This window comes from Cryobacterium sp. 10I5, from assembly GCF_035019865.1.
Taxonomy (GTDB): Bacteria; Actinomycetota; Actinomycetes; order Actinomycetales; family Microbacteriaceae; genus Cryobacterium; species Cryobacterium breve_A.
Genome location: NZ_JASJVI010000027.1, coordinates 21,949 through 41,416, shown reverse-complemented (window position 1 = coordinate 41,416; position 19,468 = coordinate 21,949). Strand labels below are relative to the sequence as shown.

Sequence of the window (19,468 nt, the reverse complement as noted above, 5' to 3'; positions counted from 1 at the left end):
ACGTTCCCGAGCCGACTTAACGTCGATCTGCGACACTTCACGGAGCTGCCGCAGCATCCGTCGGTGAAAGGGCGGCGCGGGAGGCTGCGGACAGCACGAGCGTCGCCGCCACCGCGCCGACGGCGACGAGCGCGGCGGTGAGGGTCGTCACGAGCGCGTCCGGGCGCACGATCGACTGTCCGGCGAGCGCCTGCCCGGTGAGGATCGCGAGGACACCGAGATAGAGCCCGATCACGAGCCGGACCAGCCGCAACCGCACCACCGGTGCACGCAGCATGACCAGCCGGGAAGCGAGCACCTCGAGCAGCAGGGCCGAGAGCGGGATCACCTGGAGGGCGTGCATTCCGACGAAGTGCGGAATCCGCAGGTCGCCGGCGACGGTGCTCCAGCCGAGGAGCGGGAGCCCCGGGCCGCCGTCAGGGACGCCGACGGTGTGCGCACCGACGATGCCCTGGAAGGCGTCGAGTTGTGCGGCGGTCGGCCCGGTCATCAGGAACGCGAGGCCCATCCCGATCACGGCGATCACGCTGCCGGCCCGGATCGCGAGTGACCTGGCGGGATCGCCGAGGTCCGTGCGGAACAACAGCACCGCCGTGAGGAGGGCGGCCATCCAGACGACCACGATCGAGACGGCCATCACCGACCACAGCGTCGCCGACACCGGGGTGGACACATTGAAGTGGCTCGTGACGCCGAGGGAGGCTGCACCGACGATGATCACCATTTCGATGACGAGCCCGATCGTCGACACCGTGCCGATCCACCAGGCCAGTCGACGACGACGCGCGGAGAGGATCCCGAGCAGCCAGGCGAGGCTCGCGGCGTAAATGAGCACGCTGAGCGAGAACTTGAGCGGCTTGGCCCAGACCGGCGCGCCGGTGAGGATGCGCTGGTCCACCAGCAGCCCGACCAGGCAGACCACCACGAGGACCGCCATGGCCGCGGTGGCCGCGAGCAACGGTCGATGCCAGGCGAGGGTGTGCGGTGCGGGCCAGGCGGTGGCCGGTCGTTGGCCGGCGTCGACGGAGGCCGGCGATGTCGCGCGGCCGGACGCCGGGCGCTCTGGAAACTCGGGGGTGGTCATGGGTCGCTCCCTGTTCTGTCGGTCGAGTGGTGGCGGTGCGGTAGGTCGTGCTGTCGTGCTGTCGTGCTGTCGTGCTGTCGTGCGATGTTCAGGGGGTATGGTCGGGTGTCGACTCGGGCGGCTGTCCGTAGCGGAGGGCGGCGATGTGTTCCTGCGCCGCGCGGCGGAGGCCGGAGAAGAGCTTGTCGCCGAGAACGGTGCCGACGACGACGGTCTCGCCCTTCGCGGCCCGGTCGACCCGGGCATCCAGTTCGTCGATGTCGGCCTCTGCGGCCAGCAGGGCGGCGGCGGCGTACCGGTCGAACCAGCCGCGGACGTCGGTCTGGCCGACCTCCGCGAACGTGTCGACGACCCGCGCCGCGGCCAGTCGACCGGGGTTCGCCGCCGAGACATGCCAGCCGGCGGTGAGGGCGTCCACCCGGGCCAGCGCTTCCGCGCTCACCGTGGACTCGTCGATCGTGGCAGACACCGAGTGCTGGGCGATCTCGAACGTCTCCGGCAGCGACCGCTCGGAGTCGATGGCCTCGAGTACCCGCCGGACGGCCGCGACGCTCAGTCCGCCGACCTCGGTGAGGCCGCGGATCAGGCGGATGCGCTCGAGGTGCGACTCCGCGTACAGCGCCTGGTTCGGCCCGGATCGCTCACCGCCGGCGAGGAGGTTCTCCCGCTGGTAATACTTGATCGTCGCAACGGGGGTCCCGCTCCGGGTGCTCAGTTCTGCCATTCTCATCGCTTGTCCTGGGCCGGCAGGCCGGCAACCTCGAGGGCACGGTAGCTCGCGATGACCTCGGGAAGGGACTGCTCCCAAGGCGTCGCCGACACATCGAGCAGTCGTTCGGTCTCGGCGGCGTCGACGACGAAGGGGGCGGTGAACTGGTAGTCGGAGTCGTTGGCGGCGCGGATGAACGGTACGAACATCCCCAGCACGCGCAGCAGCGCCGGGCTGAGCCTGGCCAGGCTCCCCCGCTTGCCCGTGAGTGCGTCGACCCGGGCCGCGAGCTCGGTGCGGGAGAGCGGTTCGGCCGCCGGCACGTGCCAGACGCGACCCCACGGCCCGCGGTAGTCCGCCGCCGAGAGGAGGGTCGCGACGATGTCGGCCAGGTAGCACCAGCTGTGCGGGGCGTCGGGGCTCCCGAAGACGCGCGCGGTCTTTCCGGCGACCAGCGGACCGAAGAAGGCGCTTCCGAGCTGGGAGGTCTTGCCCGCTCCCGGGCCGAAGTAGTCGCTCGCGCGCACCTCCACGACCTGGATTTCGCCGCGCTTGGCGGCGTCGAGGGCGAGCTCCCAGCCCTCGGTGCGCACCCGGCCCTTCGGCTCCGTCGGATGCTGCGGAGTCGCCTCGGTCATCGGCATCGGGCTGCCCTCTCCGTACCCGTAGAGGTTGCCCATCAGCACGAGCCGGGCCCCGGACCGGCGGGCGGCTTCGATCGCGGCCCGGAACATCGGCGGCCAGAGTTCTGGCCAGCGGTGGTACTGGCTGGGGCCGGTGACGAGGAAGATCGTGGCGGCGCCCTCGGCAGCCGCAGCGAGGGCGTCCACGTCCGAGGCGTCGACGACGAGGGCACGGGCGCCGGGGACGACCGTGCCGCTGCGGGTGCCCAGGGTGACGCTGTCACCACGTTCGACAAGCGCTGCGGCGAGCGCCCTGCCGATGTACCCGGCGCCGACAACGAGTTGGTCAGTCATGAGTCCTCCTTGAGTGGGGCTCGCCCCTTCAGATACCTGAACTATCTGATGCTCAGAGTAGCTGATACAAGCGCTATCCGATAGTGGAACTATCCAGATGTGCCCGGCCAACGTCGCTGAGGTGTCGCATATCGACCTTCCTGAGCCGACGGAACCTCGATTCGCGACACCTCACGGAACCTCAGCGGCGGCTACGCCTCGGGGGCGAAGAAGGCGCCGATCGCCGCACTGAGCGCGACCGGGTCGGCCACGTGGCAGAGTTCGCGGGCCGAGTGCATCGACAGGAGCCCGATGCCGACGTCGACCGTGTGGATGCCGAGCCGGGTCGCGGTGAGCGGGCCGATCGTCGAGCCGCACGGGACCGTGTTGTTCGAGACGAACTCCTGGTAGGCCACGCCGGCCTGCGCGCAGGTGCGGGCCCAGAGGGCGGCACCGGCGGCATCCGTGGCGTAGCGCTGCGTCGCGTTGATCTTGAGCAGCGGGCCGGCCCCCGGCACCGGCAGGTTCGCCGGGTCGTGCTTCTCGGGGTAGTTCGGGTGCACGAGGTGCCCGGCGTCGACCGAGAGGCACCAGGAGCCGGCGTATGCGCGCAGCTTGTCGGAGGCGGATGCCCCGAGTCCGGACCCGATCCGGGTCAGGACATCGTCGAGAAGCGGTCCGCTCGCCCCCGACCGGGTCTGGGAACCGAGTTCCTCGTGGTCGAAGGCGGCGAGGACACTCGTGCCTTGGACCAATCCGGCGGCGGCATCGACACCGGCTGTGCCGTCGTCCGCCACGGCGAGGAGCGCGACCAGGCCCGCGTGCACCGACGACAGGTTGTCGAGGCGTCCGGCGGCGAAAAGCGCGTTGTCGAGGCCGAAACGTGCGGGGGCCGCGGTGTCGGCGGTCAGGAGGTCGTAACCGGCCACATCCGCCGCCTCGAGCCCGGCAAGGCCGGCGAGGTGGGCGAGGAGGTCGGCAGCGGCGAGGTCGCCGACCCCGTAGACCGGGTTCAGGTGCCGCTGGCGGTCGAGGGTGAGGCCGTTGTTGGCGTCACGGTCGAGGTGGATGGCGAGCTGCGGGATGCGCAGGAACGGGCCGGTGCGCACGAGGTGCTCCGTGCCGTCGCGGGTGACGAGGCGTCCGGCGAGTTCGAGCTCGCGGTCGAGCCAGGAGTTGAGCAGCGGGCCACCGTAGACCTCGACGCCGGCCTGCAGCCAGCCTCTGCTGCCGATGGTCGGCTTCGGCTTGAGCTTGAATCCGGGCGAGTCTGTGTGCGCTCCGAGGATGCGGAACGGCGACGCCGGGCCGACACCGGCCGGCTGCACCCAGGCCACGACCGCGCCGTCGCGCACGATGAAGTGCCGCCTGGCCACGCCCGCGCCGCTGTCCGCGCCACTGCCGACCGCGCTGCCCGGCCACTCATCGCGTTCGTCGAGCCGGGTGAATCCACCGGCCTCGAGCCGGCGCGCGAGTTCCGCGGCGGCGTGGTACGAGGACGGCGACGCTGCGATGAAGCCGGCGAGGTCGTCGATGTACTCTGGGTGCGAATCCGGTGCAAAGGTCATCCCCCTATCCAAGCACCGGCCGACGACGGGCATGCACGAGGGCTTTCGCCGGACGGATGACCGCAGAAGGGTGTGCCATGGTCCCGACCGTCCGGCCGAGCAACACCGCCGATGCGAGCACCGTTCCGAGGCGCCCGCCGAGCACCGTCGCGGATGCCGTCGCGGGCGGCGACGCGGCTGCCGACGCCTGGGTGCTGCGCTTCGAGGGCTTCGACCCGGCCACCGAGGGCGTCCGCGAAGCGCTCTGCGCCCTCGGCAACGGTTACTGGGGCACCCGGGGCGCTTCCCCAGAGGCGTCGGCGGATGCCGTCCACTACCCGGGTACCTACCTCGCCGGCGTCTACAACCCGGTGCACACCGAGCTCGGCAGCCATTCCCGCGACGATGAACACATGGTCAATGCCCCCAATTGGCTCGCCCTCTCGTTCCGCATCGGCACCGCGGACTGGTTCCGGCCAGAAGACCCCGGAGTCCTGGACTACCGGCAGGAACTCGACCTCCGGCGCGGCCTGCTGACCAGGGTCATCCGCTTTCGGGACGCCGACCGGCACACGACAACGGTCACCTCGCGGCGTTTCGTGTCCCAGTCCGACCCGCACGTCGCCGTGCTCGAGACGACCTTTGAAGCTCACGGCTGGTCGGGCCCGGTGACGGTGCGCTCGGCCGTCGACGGCCGCGTCGCGAACCGCAATGTAGCGGCCGATGCCGCGCTCACGAACAGGCACCTGATGCCACGTACCCGCACCGAGGTCGACGACCGCACCGTGCTCCTCGAAATGGAAACCACCGTCTCGGGCGTGCACATCGCGATGGCCGCGCGCACCCGGGTCTTCGAGGCCGACCCTGCGGGCGCGGATCGGCCGGGCCCACCCCGCGAGATCACGGTGGCCCGGCGATTCCTGAGCGAACCCGGCTTCGTCGCGCACGAGTTCGAGCTGCTCCTCGAGCCTGGGCGACCGGTCAAGGTGGAGAAGACCGTCATCGTCGGCACATCGAGGGACCGCGCCGTCGTGTCGGCGCCGTTCGCCGTGACCGCGTGGATGCGCCGGGTCGCCGACCCGGCGGACCTTCTCGTCGCGCACGAGCGTGAATGGCGCGGGCTCTGGGACGAGTTCGCGGTGAACCTCGACGACAACGAGCACCAGTCCCTCGCGCTCAACCTCAACACCTTCCATGTCTTGCAGACCCTCGCCGGCGTCGACGCCGACCTCGACGCCGGCGTCCCCGCCCGTGGGCTCACCGGGGAGGGCTACCGGGGGCACGTGTTCTGGGACGAAGTCTTCGTCTACCCGGTGCTCACCCTGCGCCGACCCGACCTGAGCCGGGCGCTCATCGGCTACCGGTACCGGCGCCTCGCCCAGGCCAGGGCGGCCGCGACGGCCGCCGGCCTCGAGGGCGCGATGTTCCCCTGGCAGAGCGGCATCGACGGGCGGGAAGTGACCCCGGCCGAACTGTTCAACCCGCGCACCAATGAGTGGATGCCCGATCATTCCCACAACCAGCGCCACGTCGGGCTGGCCGTCGCCTACAGCGTGTGGACGTACTACCAGGCCACAGGGGACGTCGACTTCCTCATCCACCAGGGTGCCGAACTGCTGCTGGAGGTCACGCGGTTCTTCGCGGCCCTGGCCACGTACGACGAGAGCGCCGATCGGTTCGACATCAGTGGAGTCATGGGACCGGACGAATTCCACGATGGAGCCCCCGGAGCGCCCGGAACGGGGCTGCGCAACAACACCTATACCAACGTGATGACCGCCTGGCTGATGGCGCGGGCCGTCGACACGGTCGCCGTGCTGAACGGGCGCAGCTGCCGGCCGCTCTGGAACCGGCTCGGCCTGCGCCCGGGCGAGGTCGACCGCTGGCGGCACATCGGCAGCCGGCTCCGGCTGTCGTTCCTGCCCGGAGGGGTGCCCAGCCAGTTCGACGGATACGAGGCACTCCCCGAGTTCGACTGGGCGGGGTATCGCGCCCGCTACGGCGACCTCGGCCGACTCGACCTGATCCTCAACGCGGAGGGCGACAGCACGAACAACTACCGGGTGTCCAAGCAGGCCGACGTGCTGATGCTGCTCTACCTGTTCTCGGCCGAGGAACTGCGGAGGCTGCTGCACGGGCTGGGGTACCCGCTGCCGCCGGAGGCCGTCGTCGCCACGGTGGACTTCTACGGGTCCCGGTCCACGCACGGGTCGACCCTGAGCAACGTCGTGCATTCCTGGGTGGAGGCCCGTCGCGACCGGGAGCGCTCCTGGCAGTTCCTGACCAGGGCCCTGGACAGCGACCTCGCCGACATTCAGGGCGGCACCACCCACGAGGGCATCCACCTCGGCGCGATGGCGGGGTCCGTGGACATGATGGTGCGGTGTTACAGCGGCCTCGAGATCCGCGACGACATCCTCTGGCTGCATCCGGTGCTCCCCGCGGAGCTCGGTGCGTTCTCCTTCAGCATCAACTACCGGGACCACCCGATCCGGCTCGAGCTCACGTCGACGAACCTGCGCGTGACACTCAGCACCGGCGGTGCCCCGCCGATCCGGGTACGGGTGGATGGCCAGGACGCCTGGCTCTCCCCGGGCCAGGTCCGCGATTTCCCACTGGTCCCGGAGCAGAGGCCCTAGACTGGCCGCAATCGACTAGGTGGGGGCACAATGACCGACGGATCAGGCAATTACTTTCCGCTGCCTGCGGCGGCTCCCGCGGCGGGCTGGTATCCGGACCCCGCAGGCTCCCCTCGCCAGCGCTGGTGGAACGGCGCGGCCTGGACCATGGACCTGCACTATCCCGAGCCTCCCGTCTACGGGCGCCTCGCTCCAACCAGGGTCCTCGCACCCGACACGCCCGCCTACACCGCGGCCATCTGGATCATCACGCTGCTGCCGCTCCTGTCGCTCATCAACGTGGCGTCGACCGACCTCACCGCGGACTTCAACCGGGGGCTGTCGGAGGGCTCCACCGGCACGACGACGTCGGCGACGGATGTCCTCAGCCAGCTCCTCAGCATCGCCGTCTACGCGGCATCGGTCACCCTCGCCTACTTCGACCGGCGCCGGCTGCTCGCCGACGGGTTCACCCGCCCGTTCCACTGGGCCTGGACCTTCCTCTCCTCCGGTGTCTACGTGATCGGCCGCTCGATCGTCGTTCGCAACCAGGCGGGCCGCGGCCTGACCCCGATCTGGGTCTGGACCGGCATCGTCGTCCTCACGACGCTGGTCACCTTCGCCAAGTTCGCGGCCCTCGTGCCGCTCTTCCTCACGACGATCGGCTCGGGCATCGCGGCCTGAGCGGCAGCCGGCGAGCGCGGGTGTTCCGCCGCTCCGCGGGTGGCGCACAACCCGCGGAGCGGCGCACGTCCCGCGCTCGAGCGCGGAATGGCTCGAGCTCGCCTAGACCTCGCTCTGCAGTGCGGCGCGGGCGAACGCGGCCCCGCCGGGGGTGATCGTCCAGTTCAGGTGATCCCGGATGGTGGTGTCGAACACGCCGAGGTGGTTCAACAGGCGCCACTTGACGAGGACGATCTGAGACGCCGCACCCGGCGACAAACGCTCGCCGTTCTTCTGCCCCCAGCCGACGGTCTCGAGGCCGAGCGCGAGAGCCTGCTGGAACAGGGCGGCCTCGGTGAACCCCCGCCGGGCGATGAGCACCAGGAGGAGGCTCGTGGCGTCCGCCTCGACGGGCGAGCGACTCGTGCGGATGGTCCGCGCGAGGTGCCACCACAGCTCGCGCGGGTTTTCGGCGAGGGCCCGACCCCTGCTCGTGAGCATGAGCCGTCCCTTGCTCACCCGCAGCAACCCGACCCGGCGGAGGTGGTCGCGCAGCTCCTGCAGCGGAAGCATGTTGACCTCACGGTTGACCGTCACGGTCCAGCCCCAGTCGAGCTCGGTCGTCGCCGCGAGCACATCGACAGGCGGCAGGTAACCGGCATCGGTGAGGCGGATGCCGTCGGCACCGACCCGGCGCAGGATCCACTGAACGTGTCCCACCATCCGGTGCATCGCCCGCTCGGGAAGCAGGATCGTGTCGTTGACACGCGCCTCGGCGAGCACGAGCCGGAAGCCGGCGATCGCGTCGGGGTGCATGCGGGATTCGAGTTCCTGGGTGACCTTCACGCTGCGAGCCTACCGAGCGTCCCTGCAGAACTGTCAGCGGTACCTGCGAAGCTGGGACGATGACCGACACCCGGACCGACACCCGCGCATCCGCCCGTGAGATTCTGCGCACCCTCGTGGGTCGTGACGACGCCGACTTCCACGATGGGCAGTTCGAGGCCATCTCCACCCTCGTCGACGACCGCCGCCGCGCGCTCGTCGTGCAGCGCACCGGCTGGGGGAAGTCGGCCGTGTACTTCGTCGCGACCCTGCTGTTGCGCCGCCAGGGCGCGGGTCCCACCATCCTCGTCTCGCCGTTGCTCGCCCTGATGCGCGACCAGGTCGCCGCGGCGGCGCGCGCGGGCGTGCGTGCGGTGTCGATCAACTCCTCGAACGCGCACGAGTGGGCCGGTGTGCTCGAGCAGTTGCGGAGGGATGAGGTCGACGTGCTCCTGGTCTCCCCCGAACGGCTGAACAACCCGTCGTTCCGCGACGAGCAGTTGCCCGCGCTCATCAGTCGCGTCGGCCTGCTCGTCGTCGACGAAGCGCACTGCATCTCCGACTGGGGCCACGACTTCCGCCCGGACTACCGGCGGCTGCGCGACCTCATCGCGACGATGCCTGCCGGAGTGCCGGTGCTCGCGACCACCGCGACGGCGAACAGCCGCGTCGTGACGGATGTCGCGGAGCAGCTCGCGCCGGCGGTGGCGGTACCAGGTCAGGCAGCGGGGCCCGGCGTCGTCACCATCCGTGGTCCGCTCGCCCGCGCCTCGCTGCGGCTCGGCGTGCTGCGGCTGCCCGATTCGCGAGCCCGGCTCGCCTGGCTGCTCAGCCACATCGATGAGCTGCCCGGAAGCGGCATCATCTACACCCTCACCGTCTCGGCGGCCGAGGACACCGCACGTCTGCTGCGCGAGGCAGGCCATGCCGTGCGCGCGTACACCGGCCAGACCGACACCGCGGAACGCGAGGAGTCGGAGGGCATGCTCAAGCGCAACGAGGTCAAGGCCCTCGTCGCCACGAGCGCCCTCGGAATGGGCTTCGACAAGCCGGACCTCGGCTTCGTTCTGCACCTGGGCGCCCCCTCCTCGCCCGTCGCGTACTACCAGCAGGTCGGCCGCGCCGGGCGCGCGACCGAGAACGCCGACGTGCTCCTGCTCCCCGGCATCGAGGACGAGGCGATCTGGCAGTATTTCGCGACCTCGTCGATGCCGAGCGAGCACAAGGCGGAGGCCGTGCTCGGCGCCCTCGGCGACGCGGGCGGTCGCCCGCTCTCGACGCCGGCGCTCGAGGCGCGCGTCGACCTCAAGCGCTCCCCCCTCGAGCTGTTGCTCAAGGTCCTCGACGTCGACGGCGCCGTGCGCAGGGTCACCGGCGGCTGGGTGTCGACGGGGCAACCCTGGGTCTACGACCAGGTGCGCTACGAGCGCATCGCGGCCGCCCGGCTCGCCGAACAGCAGGCGATGATCGACTACGAACGGACGACGGGCTGCCGGATGGAGTTCCTGCAGCGCGCCCTCGACGACGACACCGCTGTGCCCTGCGGCCGCTGCGACAACTGCACGGCGGCCTGGTACCCGTCCGACGTCGCCATTGCGGCGGCCTCGGCAGCCGCGGCCTCACTGGACAGGGTCGGCGTCGAGCTCGAACCCCGCGCGCAGTGGCCGACCGGGGTCGCGAGCCTCGGGGTCGACGTCCGCGGCAACATCCCGGTGGGCGAGCGCCTCGCCGCGGGTCGTGCCCTCGCCCGGCTCACCGACCTCGGCTGGGGCGGCGCCCTCCGCGACACGTTCGCGGTCCAGGCGGCGGATGCCCCGGCGAGCGCCGCGATGACGAGCGCCTGCGTGCGGGTGCTCGCCGACTGGAACTGGGACGAACGACCGGCCGCAGTGATCAGCATGCCGTCGCGGCGGCATCCGCTTCTCGTGGCCTCGGTCGCCCGCGCCCTCTCGGAAGCAGGGCGCCTGCCCTGGCTCGGCTCCCTCGACCTGGTCGGAGGCGGCCCAGACGGAAGCAGCGGCGGCAACAGCGCCTACCGCCTCGCCGCGGTCTGGAACCGCTTCGCGGTCGGGCCGGAACTCGCCGCATCACTGGCACCCTTCGCCGGAAAGCCGGTCCTGCTGATCGACGACCTCGCCGACAGCCGCTGGACCCTCACCATCGCCGGGCGGCTGCTGCGCCGGGCGGGCACCTCGGCTGTGCTCCCGTTCGCCCTGGCCCTGCGCTCCTGAAACCGCGAGCGAAACCTCGACGGCACATCGTTCCGATAAGCTCTCCGGGCATTCAGATCCTGGGAGACCCGTGACATCGACACTCAAGACCGAGCGACCTGCTCCGGCACCGCCGCGCGAATCCGCCGTGCGGCGGGACATCCAGGGACTACGGGCCGTCGCCATCGTCGCTGTCGTCCTCAACCACGTGATCCTGTGGCCGACCGGCGGTTTCATCGGCGTCGACATCTTCTTCGTCATCTCGGGGTTCCTGATCACCGGGATCCTGCTCCGCGACCACGAGTCCACGGGGACCATTTCGCTCCGGCGCTTCTACGCCAGGCGCATCCGGCGCATCGCACCGGCCGCGGTGATCGTGCTGGTCGTCACGGCGGTCCTCGCCCACTTCCTGTTCAACACCACGCGGGCGCTCTCCACCCTCTGGGACGCCGCCTGGTCCTTCGTCTTCGCGGCGAACTGGCACTTCACGGCCATCGGCACCGACTACTTCCACGCGACGGACCCGGCCTCGCCGCTGCAGCCGTACTGGTCGCTCTCCGTGGAGGAGCAGTTCTATCTCGTCTGGCCGGTCGCGGTCCTCCTCGTGCTCTCCGTGGGCGCGAAACGCCTGCGCAGCGCCCGCCGCGGCAGGGCCGTCCTCGGCCTGGTGGCGGTCGTCGTCATCGTCGTGTCTTTCTTCTTTGCCCTCGGTGAGAGCGCGACCACGCCCGCCGCCGCCTATCTGTCCACGTTCTCCCGGGTCTGGGAGCTCGGCGTCGGCGCCCTCCTCGCCGCGGCCGCCCCGATCTTCCTGAGGATCCCTGTCGTGCTGCGCGGGCTCCTCGGCTGGGCGGGCCTGCTCGGAATCCTGGCCGGCTTCTTCCTGATCGACGACAGCCTGGCGTTTCCCGGGCCCTGGGCGGCCGTCCCCGTCGCGGCGACCGCGCTCGTGATCGTCGGAGGCATCACCGGCCCGCAGCACTACCTGTTCCCGCTCACGAACCCGCTCAGCGTTTGGATCGGCGATCTCTCGTACTCGCTGTACCTCTGGCACTTCCCGGTGATGGTGTTCCTGCTGATGGCAGACCCCGCGCTCAGCGTCCAGGTCGTCCTCGGCATGATCCTCGCGCTCTCGACCGTGTCGTACTACCTCATCGAACAGCCCTTCCACCGGTCGCCGTGGCTGCACCGGTTCGGCGGCTCCGCGGAATCCAGCCGCCTCGCCTGGCGCACCTGGCGGGAGAAGTTCGGCTCGCAGTTCATCCTCGCCGGGCTGAGCCTGTTCGTGATCGCGACCGTGATCGGCGTCAGCGCCCAGGTCACCCTGCACGGCACGAGCTCCCCGGCCGCGCCGATCGCGGCGCCCGGCCCGGTGGAGGACCCGACGGCGCAGCTGCAGGCCGACCTCGGCGCGGCTGCCTCCTCGACCGAGTGGCCGGGCAACCTCTCACCCTCCCTCGACGACGCGATCGCGACCACGTCGAACAACAACCCGGCCAGGGGTTGCTTCGAGGTCGGAAGCACGCCGAGCTTCGACGGCTGCACCTGGGGCAACTCGGACGCCCCGAATCACATGTACCTCGTGGGCGACTCGACGGCCCTGGCCTATGCCCCCGCGTTCAAGGCGATCGCGGAGGGCAGCAACGGGCAGTGGAAGATCACCACGATCGGCCTGTACGGCTGCCGATTCACCGCCGTGCCCGTGCAGAACGACGGTGCCGGCGTGATGGATGCCTGCCCGCAGCGCAAGCAGGACGTGGCTCAGCGCATCGTGGCAGACAACCCCCGGCTCGTCGTGATCTCGAACGCGTACGCCCTCGGCAAGACGCCCGACCGCACCGCCCTCTCTGCCGAGACCCTGGTCGCCTCGACGGCCGCGGAGGCGGCAACATACAACGCCGCCGGCCGGATCGTCTACCTCGCACCGCCGCCCCTCGGCGCGAACCTCGGCCAGTGCTATTCACCGGTCTCGAGCCCGCAGAACTGCAACGCCGGCATCGACCAGGCCTGGCAGGACTTCGCGGCGGCGACCACCGCGTTGGACGGTACCGGCAGCTTCTTCGTGTCCTCGCTGCCGTTCAGCTGCTATAACGGCGCCTGCCCCGCTTTCGCAGGAACGATCCCGACCAAGTACGACACCGTGCACATGACCGCAGCGTATTCGGCCCACATCGCGCCGGCCATCCGCTTCGCCCTCGGGGCGCTCGGCCTGATGTAGGCGACTCGTTCCGGCGGGGTCAGGCGACTCTGACCTCGATCTCCCCCGGTTCGGCGGCCTCGCTGCCGAAGACCAGGAACCGGTTGGCGATCTTGTCGGTGAAGAACCGGTCGTGGCTGACCACGATGACAGCTCCGGGGAAGTGCACGAGGGCGCGCTCCATCACCTGGGTGCTCGACAGGTCGAGGTGGTTGGTCGGTTCGTCGAGCAGCAGCACGGAGGCCCCGGAGAGCAGGCACTGCGCCATGGCGACGCGTGCCTTCTGACCGCCGGACAGGTTGCCGATCGTCTGCTTGAGGTCGGCCTCGGAGAACTGGAACATCGCGAGGAACCGGTTCACCGACTTGCGCGTCGCGGTGAACGCGAGGCTGCCGGGCATGGCGTTGACCGCGTGGGTGACCGTGTCCTTCTCGTCGAGTTCGGCGAGGACCTGGTTGTAGGACACCGGTGCGATGCCGCCCGCCCAGGTCACGGACCCGGAGTCGGCCTTCTCCTCGCCGTCGAGAACCCGGAGCAGGGTCGTCTTGCCGCTGCCGTTGGCGCCGAGCACCACGATACGGTTCCCGCGCCGGACCTCGAAGCTCAGGTCCGAGAACAGGGCCTTGTCGCCGTAGGACTTGCTCAGGCCCTCGACCCGGCAGAGCACGTCCTTGACGTGCAGGCCGCGGTAGATCTCGGTGATGATCTGGTCGACCGGGCGCGGAGCCCGCGCCTTCTTGATCTGGGCCAGCTGGCCGTCGAGGGTGCGGCTCGCGGCCTTCGCCGCCTCCCTGCGGTCGGAGATCCCCTCTGACTCGAACGCGAGGAGTTCGGATTCATGCACGAACTGCTGCTCGAGCGTCTTGAGCCGGAACTGCTTCTGGATGACGTACTCGCCGAAGTTGCCGGGGTACTCGTGCAGGTGGAAGTTCTCGACCTCGATGATCCGGGTGACGACGGCGTCGAGGAACTTCCGGTCGTGCGAGACGATGATCGCCGCACCGTGGAAGTCGCGGAACCAGGCCTCGAGCCACTCGACGCCGGCGACGTCGAGGTAGTTGGTGGGCTCGTCGAGGAGAAGGACGTCGGGGTGCTCGAGCAGGATCTTGGCGAGCGCGGCCCGGTTGCGCCAGCCGCCGGAGAGCTCGTCGATCGCGCAGATGCGGTGGGCCTCGTTGAAGCCGAGGGTGCTGAGTGCCGTGTCGATCCGGCGCGGGTAGTCCCAGCCGCCGAGCCGGTCCATGTCCTCGAAGAGTTCGGCCTGGCGATGCAGGAGGGCGTCGAAGTCCGTGGCCACGGCGATGGCCGCGTCGATCGATGCGAGTTCGGCTTCGATCGCCTTGATCGGGGCGAAGAGGCCGTGCAGGACCTCGGTGATGGTCGAGGAGCCGTCCAGTTCGGAGAACTGCGAGAAGTATCCGATCGAGACGCCGCTCTCGAGCGTGACGGTGCCGGAGTCCGGCGCCACCTGGTCGAGGATGAGCTTGAGAATCGTGGTCTTCCCGGACCCGTTCTTCCCGATCAGGCCCACCCGGTCGCCCGGCTCCAGCCGGAAGAAGGCGTCGCGCAGGATCTGCGTCTTCTCGAATCGAACACTGACGTCGTTCAGCCTGATCAGGCTCATTGCTGCTGTCCTCTCGAGGGACGCCCAGGGAATTCGGCGAGCGGAGCCCAGTCGAGTCTACAAAACCCTCAGCGCAGCACGTCCATCCGGGCCGGGTCGTCCGGATCGTGCGGCACCCCGCTCCGGGCGGACAGCATCCCGAGACGCACGAGGTCGACGCCGACCAGGTCCGGCCGTCCGTGCAGGCGACCATGCAGAAGACGGCGCCAGGCGACCGGCACGGCCTCGAGTCCCCACCGGCCGGCGAGCAGGGCACCGGCGGCGGCCACGCTCGCGGGATCCGCGCCGCTTCTCGCAGCACGGGAGATCACCTGTTCGACGCGGGAGGCATCCGCTGCACCCTCGTCGCCGAGGATCGCCCACGCTCCCTGCAGGAGCCCACCGACCGTGCCCCTCCGCCGCACGTCGACCGCCCGGCCCTGCCCGGCCGCGGTGAGCTGGGCCTCCCAGATCGCCCGCACTTCGGTCGGCAGGGCCGCGAGTCCGGCCAGAGCATCGAGGCGGCCCTCGAGGACGGCCACGCGAAGCGAGAGCCCGAAGAGACCAGCCGCATCGCCGGCACCTCGATCGGTGGAGGGGTCGCCGCGCTCGGAGTCGGTGAGTGCGATGCCGCGCCCGGAACACACCAGCCGTGCGGCTTCGGCGAGCGCCACCGGGTCGTCGAGCAGGGCGAGGGCGACCGGGGCCGTTCGGAGCAGGCGCCTGCCGGCGGTGCGCGTGGCGGCAGCCGGATCTGCGGCTTCCGGTTCCGCGTCTGCGCCGAGGTCTTCCCGGACGGCCGCCTCCGAGGGGTCGCGGCCGTCGGCCGTGAGCAGCGCGATGTCGACGGCCGCCGCCGTCCGCTCCGACCACTCGAAGTCGTCACCGGAAGCGAGGGCGTCCCCCGCGGCGAGCCCCAGCAGGACGGCAGCGGACCGATCATGCTGTTCGGGTGTGAGCACAGCGACCTCCGTGGCAGGAGCAATGACATCGAATGCGCGCAGCCTACGTCCCGGCGACTCGACCGACAAGGCGGCGGCGCCCTCCGGCACCTCGTTTGCGCGAGCGAAGAACGACCGGTGCGGCGTCTTCGGGCGTCACGGGAATAGTCGGGGTCGCCCGCACCTTGTTAGTCTTCGGACGTCCCCGGTGAACACACCCGGCCCGGAGACTCCCCCGGTGTAGGACCGCCACCCCGGTCCCTCACCTTCCGAAACGTCAAACCGGCGGTTCGATTCCCTGCATTCGCGTTAGGCATTCCCATGAAGCTCACGTTCCCCTCCGCGCTAGTCGCGGGAGCCATCGTCACCCTCGCCGCCCTGTCGCTCACCGCGTGCGCCGCGGGCGGCACCGCCGGCAGCACGAACGGTGCGACGAGCGCCGACGATTCCCTCACCAAGGTGCAGAAAGCGGGAACGCTCACCGTCGGGACAGAGGGCACATACCGCCCGTTCTCGTTCCACGAGAACGGCGCCGGAGACATCACCGGCTACGACGTCGACGTCGTCAAGGCCGTCGCCGCCAAGCTCGGAGTCACCGCGACCTTCCAAGAGACCCAGTGGGACGGTATCTTCGCCGGCCTCGAGGCCGGCCGGTTCGACGCGATCGCCAACCAGGTCTCGATCACCCCTGAGCGCACCGCCAAGTACACCTTCTCCACCCCGTACACCTACTCGACGGGCGTGATCGTCGTGAAGTCGGACAACACGTCGATCACCTCGTTCGAGAGCCTCTCCGGAAAGACGACGGCACAGTCGCTCACGAGCAACTGGAACACCCTCGCCACCCAGAGCGGCGCCAACGTGCAGGCCGTCGAGGGCTGGGCCCAGTCGGTCGCCCTCGTCGAGCAGGGCCGGGTCGACGCCACGATCAACGACAACCTGACCTTCCTCGACTATAAGAAGAACAACGACGCCTCCGGCCTCAAGGTCGCCGCGACGACAACCGACAAGTCGGAGAGCGCCCTCGCGTTCGCCGGCGGCAGCACCGCCCTCGCCACCGCTGTCGACACCGCCCTCGCCGACCTGGCCGCTGACGGTACCCTGACCTCGATCTCGGAGAAGTACTTCGGGGCCGACGTCTCGAAGTAACCAGCAGATGACTCAGTCGAACTGGGATCTCGCCCTCAGTGCACTGGGCCCGATCCTGATGGGCGCCATCCAGGGCACGATTCCGCTCGCGCTCGTCTCGTTCGCGCTCGGCCTCGTGCTCGCGCTCACCCTCGCGCTGATGCGGCTGTCCCGGCTGCGGTGGCTTTCCGCGATCGCCCGGGTGTTCATCTCGATCGTGCGGGGAACCCCGCTCCTCGTGCAGCTCTTCGTGATCTTCTACGGGCTGCCCTCGCTGGGCCTGCTGATCGACCCGTGGCCGAGCGCCGTGATCGCCTTCTCGATCAATGTCGGCGGGTATGCGGCCGAGGTCATTCGCGCCGCGATCCTCTCCGTTCCCCAGGGCCAGTGGGAAGCCGCGTGGATGGTCGGGATGTCGCGCCGCAAGGCCCTGACCCGGATCATCCTGCCGCAGGCCGCCCGCGTCTCTGTCCCCCCGTTGTCGAACACCTTCATCAGCCTCGTCAAGGACACCTCCCTCGCCTCGCTGATCCTCGTCACCGAACTCTTTCGACAGGCCCAGAAGGTCGCGGCGTTCAGCCAGGAATTCATGCTGCTCTACCTCGAGGCCGCGCTCGTGTACTGGGTGATCTGCCTCGTGCTCTCGACCGTGCAGGGCCGGCTCGAAAAGCGATTGGACCGCTATGTCGCCCACTGACACCCCGCTCGACCCGCCGACCGGACCGCAGCCCGGCGATTGGACCGCGCCTGCGGCATCCGCCGCCCTGCTGACCGTGCGCGGCCTGCGCAAGAGCTTCGGAACGACCCGCGTACTCGAATCGATCGACCTTACCGTCGGCCGGGGCCGGGTGCTCGCCCTGATCGGCCCCTCCGGCTCGGGGAAGACCACGATCCTGCGCTGCCTGAACGGGCTCGAGAACGCGGACGGCGGCACGATCACGATCACCCCCGCGGAAGCAGACCCAGCTTCAGGCGCGGCAGCCGCCGGCACGGGCACCGAGATGACGGTCGACTTCGGCGCAGCGGGGGGCCCGCGCGACAAGCAGCTCGCCGCCCTGCGCGACCGGTCGGCAATGGTGTTTCAGAACTACAATCTCTTCCCGCACAAGACCGTGCTCGAAAACGTGCTCGAGGGACCGGTCGTCGTCCAGCGCCGCCCGAAGGCCGAGGTCACCGCGGAGGCACTCGCCCTCCTCACCCGGGTGGGCCTGGCCGACAAGACGGATGCCTACCCGTTCGAACTCTCCGGCGGCCAGCAGCAGCGGGTCGGGATCGTGCGCGCGCTCGCACTCCGGCCCCAGCTTCTTCTCTTCGACGAGCCGACGTCCTCGCTCGACCCTGAACTGGTCGGGGACGTGCTGCGCCTGATCAAGGAACTCGCGATCGAGGGCTGGACCATGGTGATCGTCACCCACGAACTCGAGTTCGCCAGGGAGGTCGCGAGCGAGATCGCCTTCGTCGACGGCGGCAGGATCGTCGAACACGGCGACCCGAAGCAGGTCCTCAGGGACCCGCGCGAGGAACGCACCCGGCAGTTCCTGCACCGTCTGCTCAACCCGTTCTGAACGCGCCAGGCCGGCCCGTCGTCCCCGCCCGGCCGCGCCGATATCGTGGTGCCATGGAAACAGCAGCGGCGACCACCCACCGACGGCTCTTCGGGGTCTTCCGCCTCGCGCTCGGGGTGCTGCTCCTCGGGAGTGTGCTCACCCAGATCGTCGACCAGGCCGTGCACGACGCCTTCGTGCCGACAGAGTACTTCGGGTATTTCACGGTGCAGTCGAGCCTGGTCAACGCGCTGGTCCTGCTCTGGGGCGGTTCCCTCGCCCTCCGCTACCGGGCAGACCCGGAGCTCTTCACCCGGATCCGGATGTCGGGGCTCTGCTATGCGATCGTGACCGCGGTCGTCTACAACGCACTGTTGCGGAACGTGGTGTCGGACGGGTTCACCGGGATCGCCTGGCCGAACGAGGTGCTGCACGTCTGGGCGCCGATCCTCATCCTGGTGGATTGGCTCCTCGCCCCCGGCCGGCCCGCCCTCGCCTGGAAGGCCCTGGGATTCGCGCTGCTGTATCCGATCGTGTGGGTCGTCTACGCGGTGATCCGCGGCGCCGCCACCGGGTTCTACACCTACCCGTTCCTCGACCCGACCGGCCCCGGCGGGTATGGGAGCGTCGGCGGGTACGTGCTCGGAATCGCCGTCGTCATCGCGGGCCTCGCGGGCGCAGCGATCTCCGTGAGCCGGGCGGGCCAGGCGACGGGAGTCACGGCTTCGACAGCTGTTCCGGCGGAAGATCCGGCAGCATCCGTGTCGCCGCCAGATGACGCTCGCGCATCGCGAGGAACAGCGGAAAGCTGAACGCGAAGGCCAGGACGAACGCGAGGACGACGTAGAGCCAGCCGCGTTTCATGCCGAGCCGGCGTGATTCGACGATGATCAGGATGCTGCCGGCCACGGCCGTCACGAGCAGATCGACCGTGAGCGAGGACACCGAGGGGCCGCTGCCGGTCCAGTCGCCGACGTAGTCGCGCGCCTGGCTGATCGAGAGGATGTTGTACGTCCAGGTACCGATCAGGCCGGCGACGCCCAGGCCGAGGTACAGGAGTGCGAGGGGGGTCCAGTTCCGGGTCATGCAGACAGTATGCCGCCGTCCCCGCTCCATCCCGTCACGTCGACGCGTCCACCCACCTCGCGAGAGCGCAATTTTGGCCCTTAAACCCGCGGTTTAAGGGCCAAAATTACGCTCTCGCGGGGAGGAGAATCGGGCGGGTCAGTCGGCGGGGCCGGCGGTGAGGGTTGCGGACGCGGTGTGGGTTGCGCCGGCGGTGTCCGTCCAGGTGATCGTGACCGCGTCGCCGGGGTTGTACGCGTCGACGGTCGAGGTGAGGTAGGCGGCCGAGGCGATCGTCGTGCCGTCGACGGCAGTGATGGTGTCTCCCGCGACGATTCCGGCGGCCGCTGCGGCCGAGCCGTCGACGACCGCGGTGAT

Annotated in this window: 17 protein-coding genes; 8 read left to right on the top strand and 9 right to left on the bottom strand. The window is 69.9% G+C overall.

Annotated elements, in window-relative coordinates:
* Positions 1-37: 37 nt before the first annotated feature.
* From QN350_RS09220 to QN350_RS09205, 4 genes are all read right to left on the bottom strand, one after another.
* Positions 38-1,084, bottom strand: a complete 1,047-nt coding sequence (locus QN350_RS09220; protein ID WP_322137635.1) for a hypothetical protein — start codon at positions 1,082-1,084, stop codon at positions 38-40.
* An 88-nt stretch (positions 1,085-1,172) separates the two neighbouring features.
* Entirely contained in the window at positions 1,173-1,814 is a 642-nt protein-coding gene (locus QN350_RS09215; protein WP_322137636.1) for a MerR family transcriptional regulator, read from the bottom strand.
* Positions 1,811-2,770 carry an NAD-dependent epimerase/dehydratase family protein gene (locus QN350_RS09210; protein ID WP_322137637.1) on the bottom strand — a complete coding sequence of 320 codons (960 nt, stop codon included), beginning with the start codon at positions 2,768-2,770 and terminating at the stop codon, positions 1,811-1,813. The genes QN350_RS09215 and QN350_RS09210 overlap by 4 nt, the downstream gene beginning before the upstream one ends.
* A gap of 191 nt (positions 2,771-2,961) precedes the next feature.
* Positions 2,962-4,317, bottom strand: coding sequence for a M18 family aminopeptidase (locus QN350_RS09205; RefSeq protein WP_322137638.1), 1,356 nt, complete (start codon positions 4,315-4,317; stop codon positions 2,962-2,964).
* Between the two features lie 77 nt (positions 4,318-4,394).
* Here QN350_RS09205 and QN350_RS09200 point away from each other — a divergent pair, with 77 nt between their 5' ends.
* A complete protein-coding gene (locus QN350_RS09200) occupies positions 4,395-6,935 on the top strand; it encodes a glycoside hydrolase family 65 protein (RefSeq protein WP_322137639.1) in 2,541 nt (846 codons plus the stop codon).
* Between the two features lie 30 nt (positions 6,936-6,965).
* Positions 6,966-7,598: a DUF2510 domain-containing protein gene (locus QN350_RS09195; RefSeq protein ID WP_322137640.1), complete on the top strand. Its 633-nt coding sequence runs from the start codon at positions 6,966-6,968 to the stop codon at positions 7,596-7,598.
* Between the two features lie 102 nt (positions 7,599-7,700).
* Here the strand turns inward: QN350_RS09195 and QN350_RS09190 are convergent, their stop codons facing one another.
* Entirely contained in the window at positions 7,701-8,423 is a 723-nt protein-coding gene (locus QN350_RS09190; protein WP_322137641.1) for a hypothetical protein, read from the bottom strand.
* A gap of 59 nt (positions 8,424-8,482) precedes the next feature.
* On the opposite strand from QN350_RS09190, the gene QN350_RS09185 reads away from it, so the two are divergent.
* Together QN350_RS09185 and QN350_RS09180 are read left to right on the top strand one after the other, a co-directional pair.
* Positions 8,483-10,633 (top strand): RecQ family ATP-dependent DNA helicase, encoded by a 2,151-nt coding sequence (locus QN350_RS09185; RefSeq protein ID WP_322137642.1) that lies wholly within the window; start codon positions 8,483-8,485, stop codon positions 10,631-10,633.
* Between the two features lie 70 nt (positions 10,634-10,703).
* Complete coding sequence (locus QN350_RS09180; protein ID WP_322137643.1) at positions 10,704-12,830, top strand: acyltransferase family protein; 2,127 nt, start codon at positions 10,704-10,706, stop codon at positions 12,828-12,830.
* 19 nt (positions 12,831-12,849) lie between these two features.
* On the opposite strand, the gene QN350_RS09175 is transcribed toward QN350_RS09180, so the two are convergent.
* Positions 12,850-14,433, bottom strand: coding sequence for an ABC-F family ATP-binding cassette domain-containing protein (locus tag QN350_RS09175; RefSeq protein ID WP_323516240.1), 1,584 nt, complete (start codon positions 14,431-14,433; stop codon positions 12,850-12,852).
* A 68-nt stretch (positions 14,434-14,501) separates the two neighbouring features.
* Positions 14,502-15,374, bottom strand: a complete 873-nt coding sequence (locus QN350_RS09170; RefSeq protein ID WP_322137645.1) for a hypothetical protein — start codon at positions 15,372-15,374, stop codon at positions 14,502-14,504.
* Between the two features lie 300 nt (positions 15,375-15,674).
* Between QN350_RS09170 and QN350_RS09165 the strand changes: the two genes are divergently transcribed.
* From QN350_RS09165 to QN350_RS09150, 4 genes are read left to right on the top strand one after another with little or no spacing between them, the layout of a single operon-like run.
* Complete coding sequence (locus tag QN350_RS09165; RefSeq protein ID WP_322137646.1) at positions 15,675-16,502, top strand: amino acid ABC transporter substrate-binding protein; 828 nt, start codon at positions 15,675-15,677, stop codon at positions 16,500-16,502.
* 7 nt (positions 16,503-16,509) lie between these two features.
* Positions 16,510-17,178, top strand: coding sequence for an amino acid ABC transporter permease (locus QN350_RS09160; RefSeq protein ID WP_322137647.1), 669 nt, complete (start codon positions 16,510-16,512; stop codon positions 17,176-17,178).
* Complete coding sequence (locus QN350_RS09155; RefSeq protein ID WP_322137648.1) at positions 17,165-18,046, top strand: amino acid ABC transporter ATP-binding protein; 882 nt, start codon at positions 17,165-17,167, stop codon at positions 18,044-18,046. The genes QN350_RS09160 and QN350_RS09155 overlap by 14 nt, the downstream gene beginning before the upstream one ends.
* A gap of 53 nt (positions 18,047-18,099) precedes the next feature.
* Positions 18,100-18,837, top strand: coding sequence for a Pr6Pr family membrane protein (locus tag QN350_RS09150; RefSeq protein ID WP_322137649.1), 738 nt, complete (start codon positions 18,100-18,102; stop codon positions 18,835-18,837).
* On the opposite strand, the gene QN350_RS09145 is transcribed toward QN350_RS09150, so the two are convergent.
* Positions 18,743-19,111 (bottom strand): DUF2834 domain-containing protein, encoded by a 369-nt coding sequence (locus QN350_RS09145; RefSeq protein WP_322137650.1) that lies wholly within the window; start codon positions 19,109-19,111, stop codon positions 18,743-18,745. The genes QN350_RS09150 and QN350_RS09145 overlap by 95 nt on opposite strands.
* Positions 19,112-19,249: 138 nt before the next feature.
* Positions 19,250-19,468 carry a PDZ domain-containing protein gene (locus QN350_RS19980; RefSeq protein ID WP_416347726.1) on the bottom strand — a complete coding sequence of 73 codons (219 nt, stop codon included), beginning with the start codon at positions 19,466-19,468 and terminating at the stop codon, positions 19,250-19,252.

Coding starts and splice junctions, on each gene's coding strand:
- QN350_RS09220 (WP_322137635.1), bottom strand. CDS start 1,084: ATGACCACCCCCGAGTTTCCAGAGCGCCCGGCGTCCGGCCGCGCGACA.
- QN350_RS09215 (WP_322137636.1), bottom strand. CDS start 1,814: ATGAGAATGGCAGAACTGAGCACCCGGAGCGGGACCCCCGTTGCGACG.
- QN350_RS09210 (WP_322137637.1), bottom strand. CDS start 2,770: ATGACTGACCAACTCGTTGTCGGCGCCGGGTACATCGGCAGGGCGCTC.
- QN350_RS09205 (WP_322137638.1), bottom strand. CDS start 4,317: ATGACCTTTGCACCGGATTCGCACCCAGAGTACATCGACGACCTCGCC.
- QN350_RS09200 (WP_322137639.1), top strand. CDS start 4,395: ATGGTCCCGACCGTCCGGCCGAGCAACACCGCCGATGCGAGCACCGTT.
- QN350_RS09195 (WP_322137640.1), top strand. CDS start 6,966: ATGACCGACGGATCAGGCAATTACTTTCCGCTGCCTGCGGCGGCTCCC.
- QN350_RS09185 (WP_322137642.1), top strand. CDS start 8,483: ATGACCGACACCCGGACCGACACCCGCGCATCCGCCCGTGAGATTCTG.
- QN350_RS09175 (WP_323516240.1), bottom strand. CDS start 14,433: ATGAGCCTGATCAGGCTGAACGACGTCAGTGTTCGATTCGAGAAGACG.
- QN350_RS09165 (WP_322137646.1), top strand. CDS start 15,675: ATGAAGCTCACGTTCCCCTCCGCGCTAGTCGCGGGAGCCATCGTCACC.
- QN350_RS09160 (WP_322137647.1), top strand. CDS start 16,510: ATGACTCAGTCGAACTGGGATCTCGCCCTCAGTGCACTGGGCCCGATC.
- QN350_RS09155 (WP_322137648.1), top strand. CDS start 17,165: ATGTCGCCCACTGACACCCCGCTCGACCCGCCGACCGGACCGCAGCCC.
- QN350_RS09150 (WP_322137649.1), top strand. CDS start 18,100: ATGGAAACAGCAGCGGCGACCACCCACCGACGGCTCTTCGGGGTCTTC.
- QN350_RS09145 (WP_322137650.1), bottom strand. CDS start 19,111: ATGACCCGGAACTGGACCCCCCTCGCACTCCTGTACCTCGGCCTGGGC.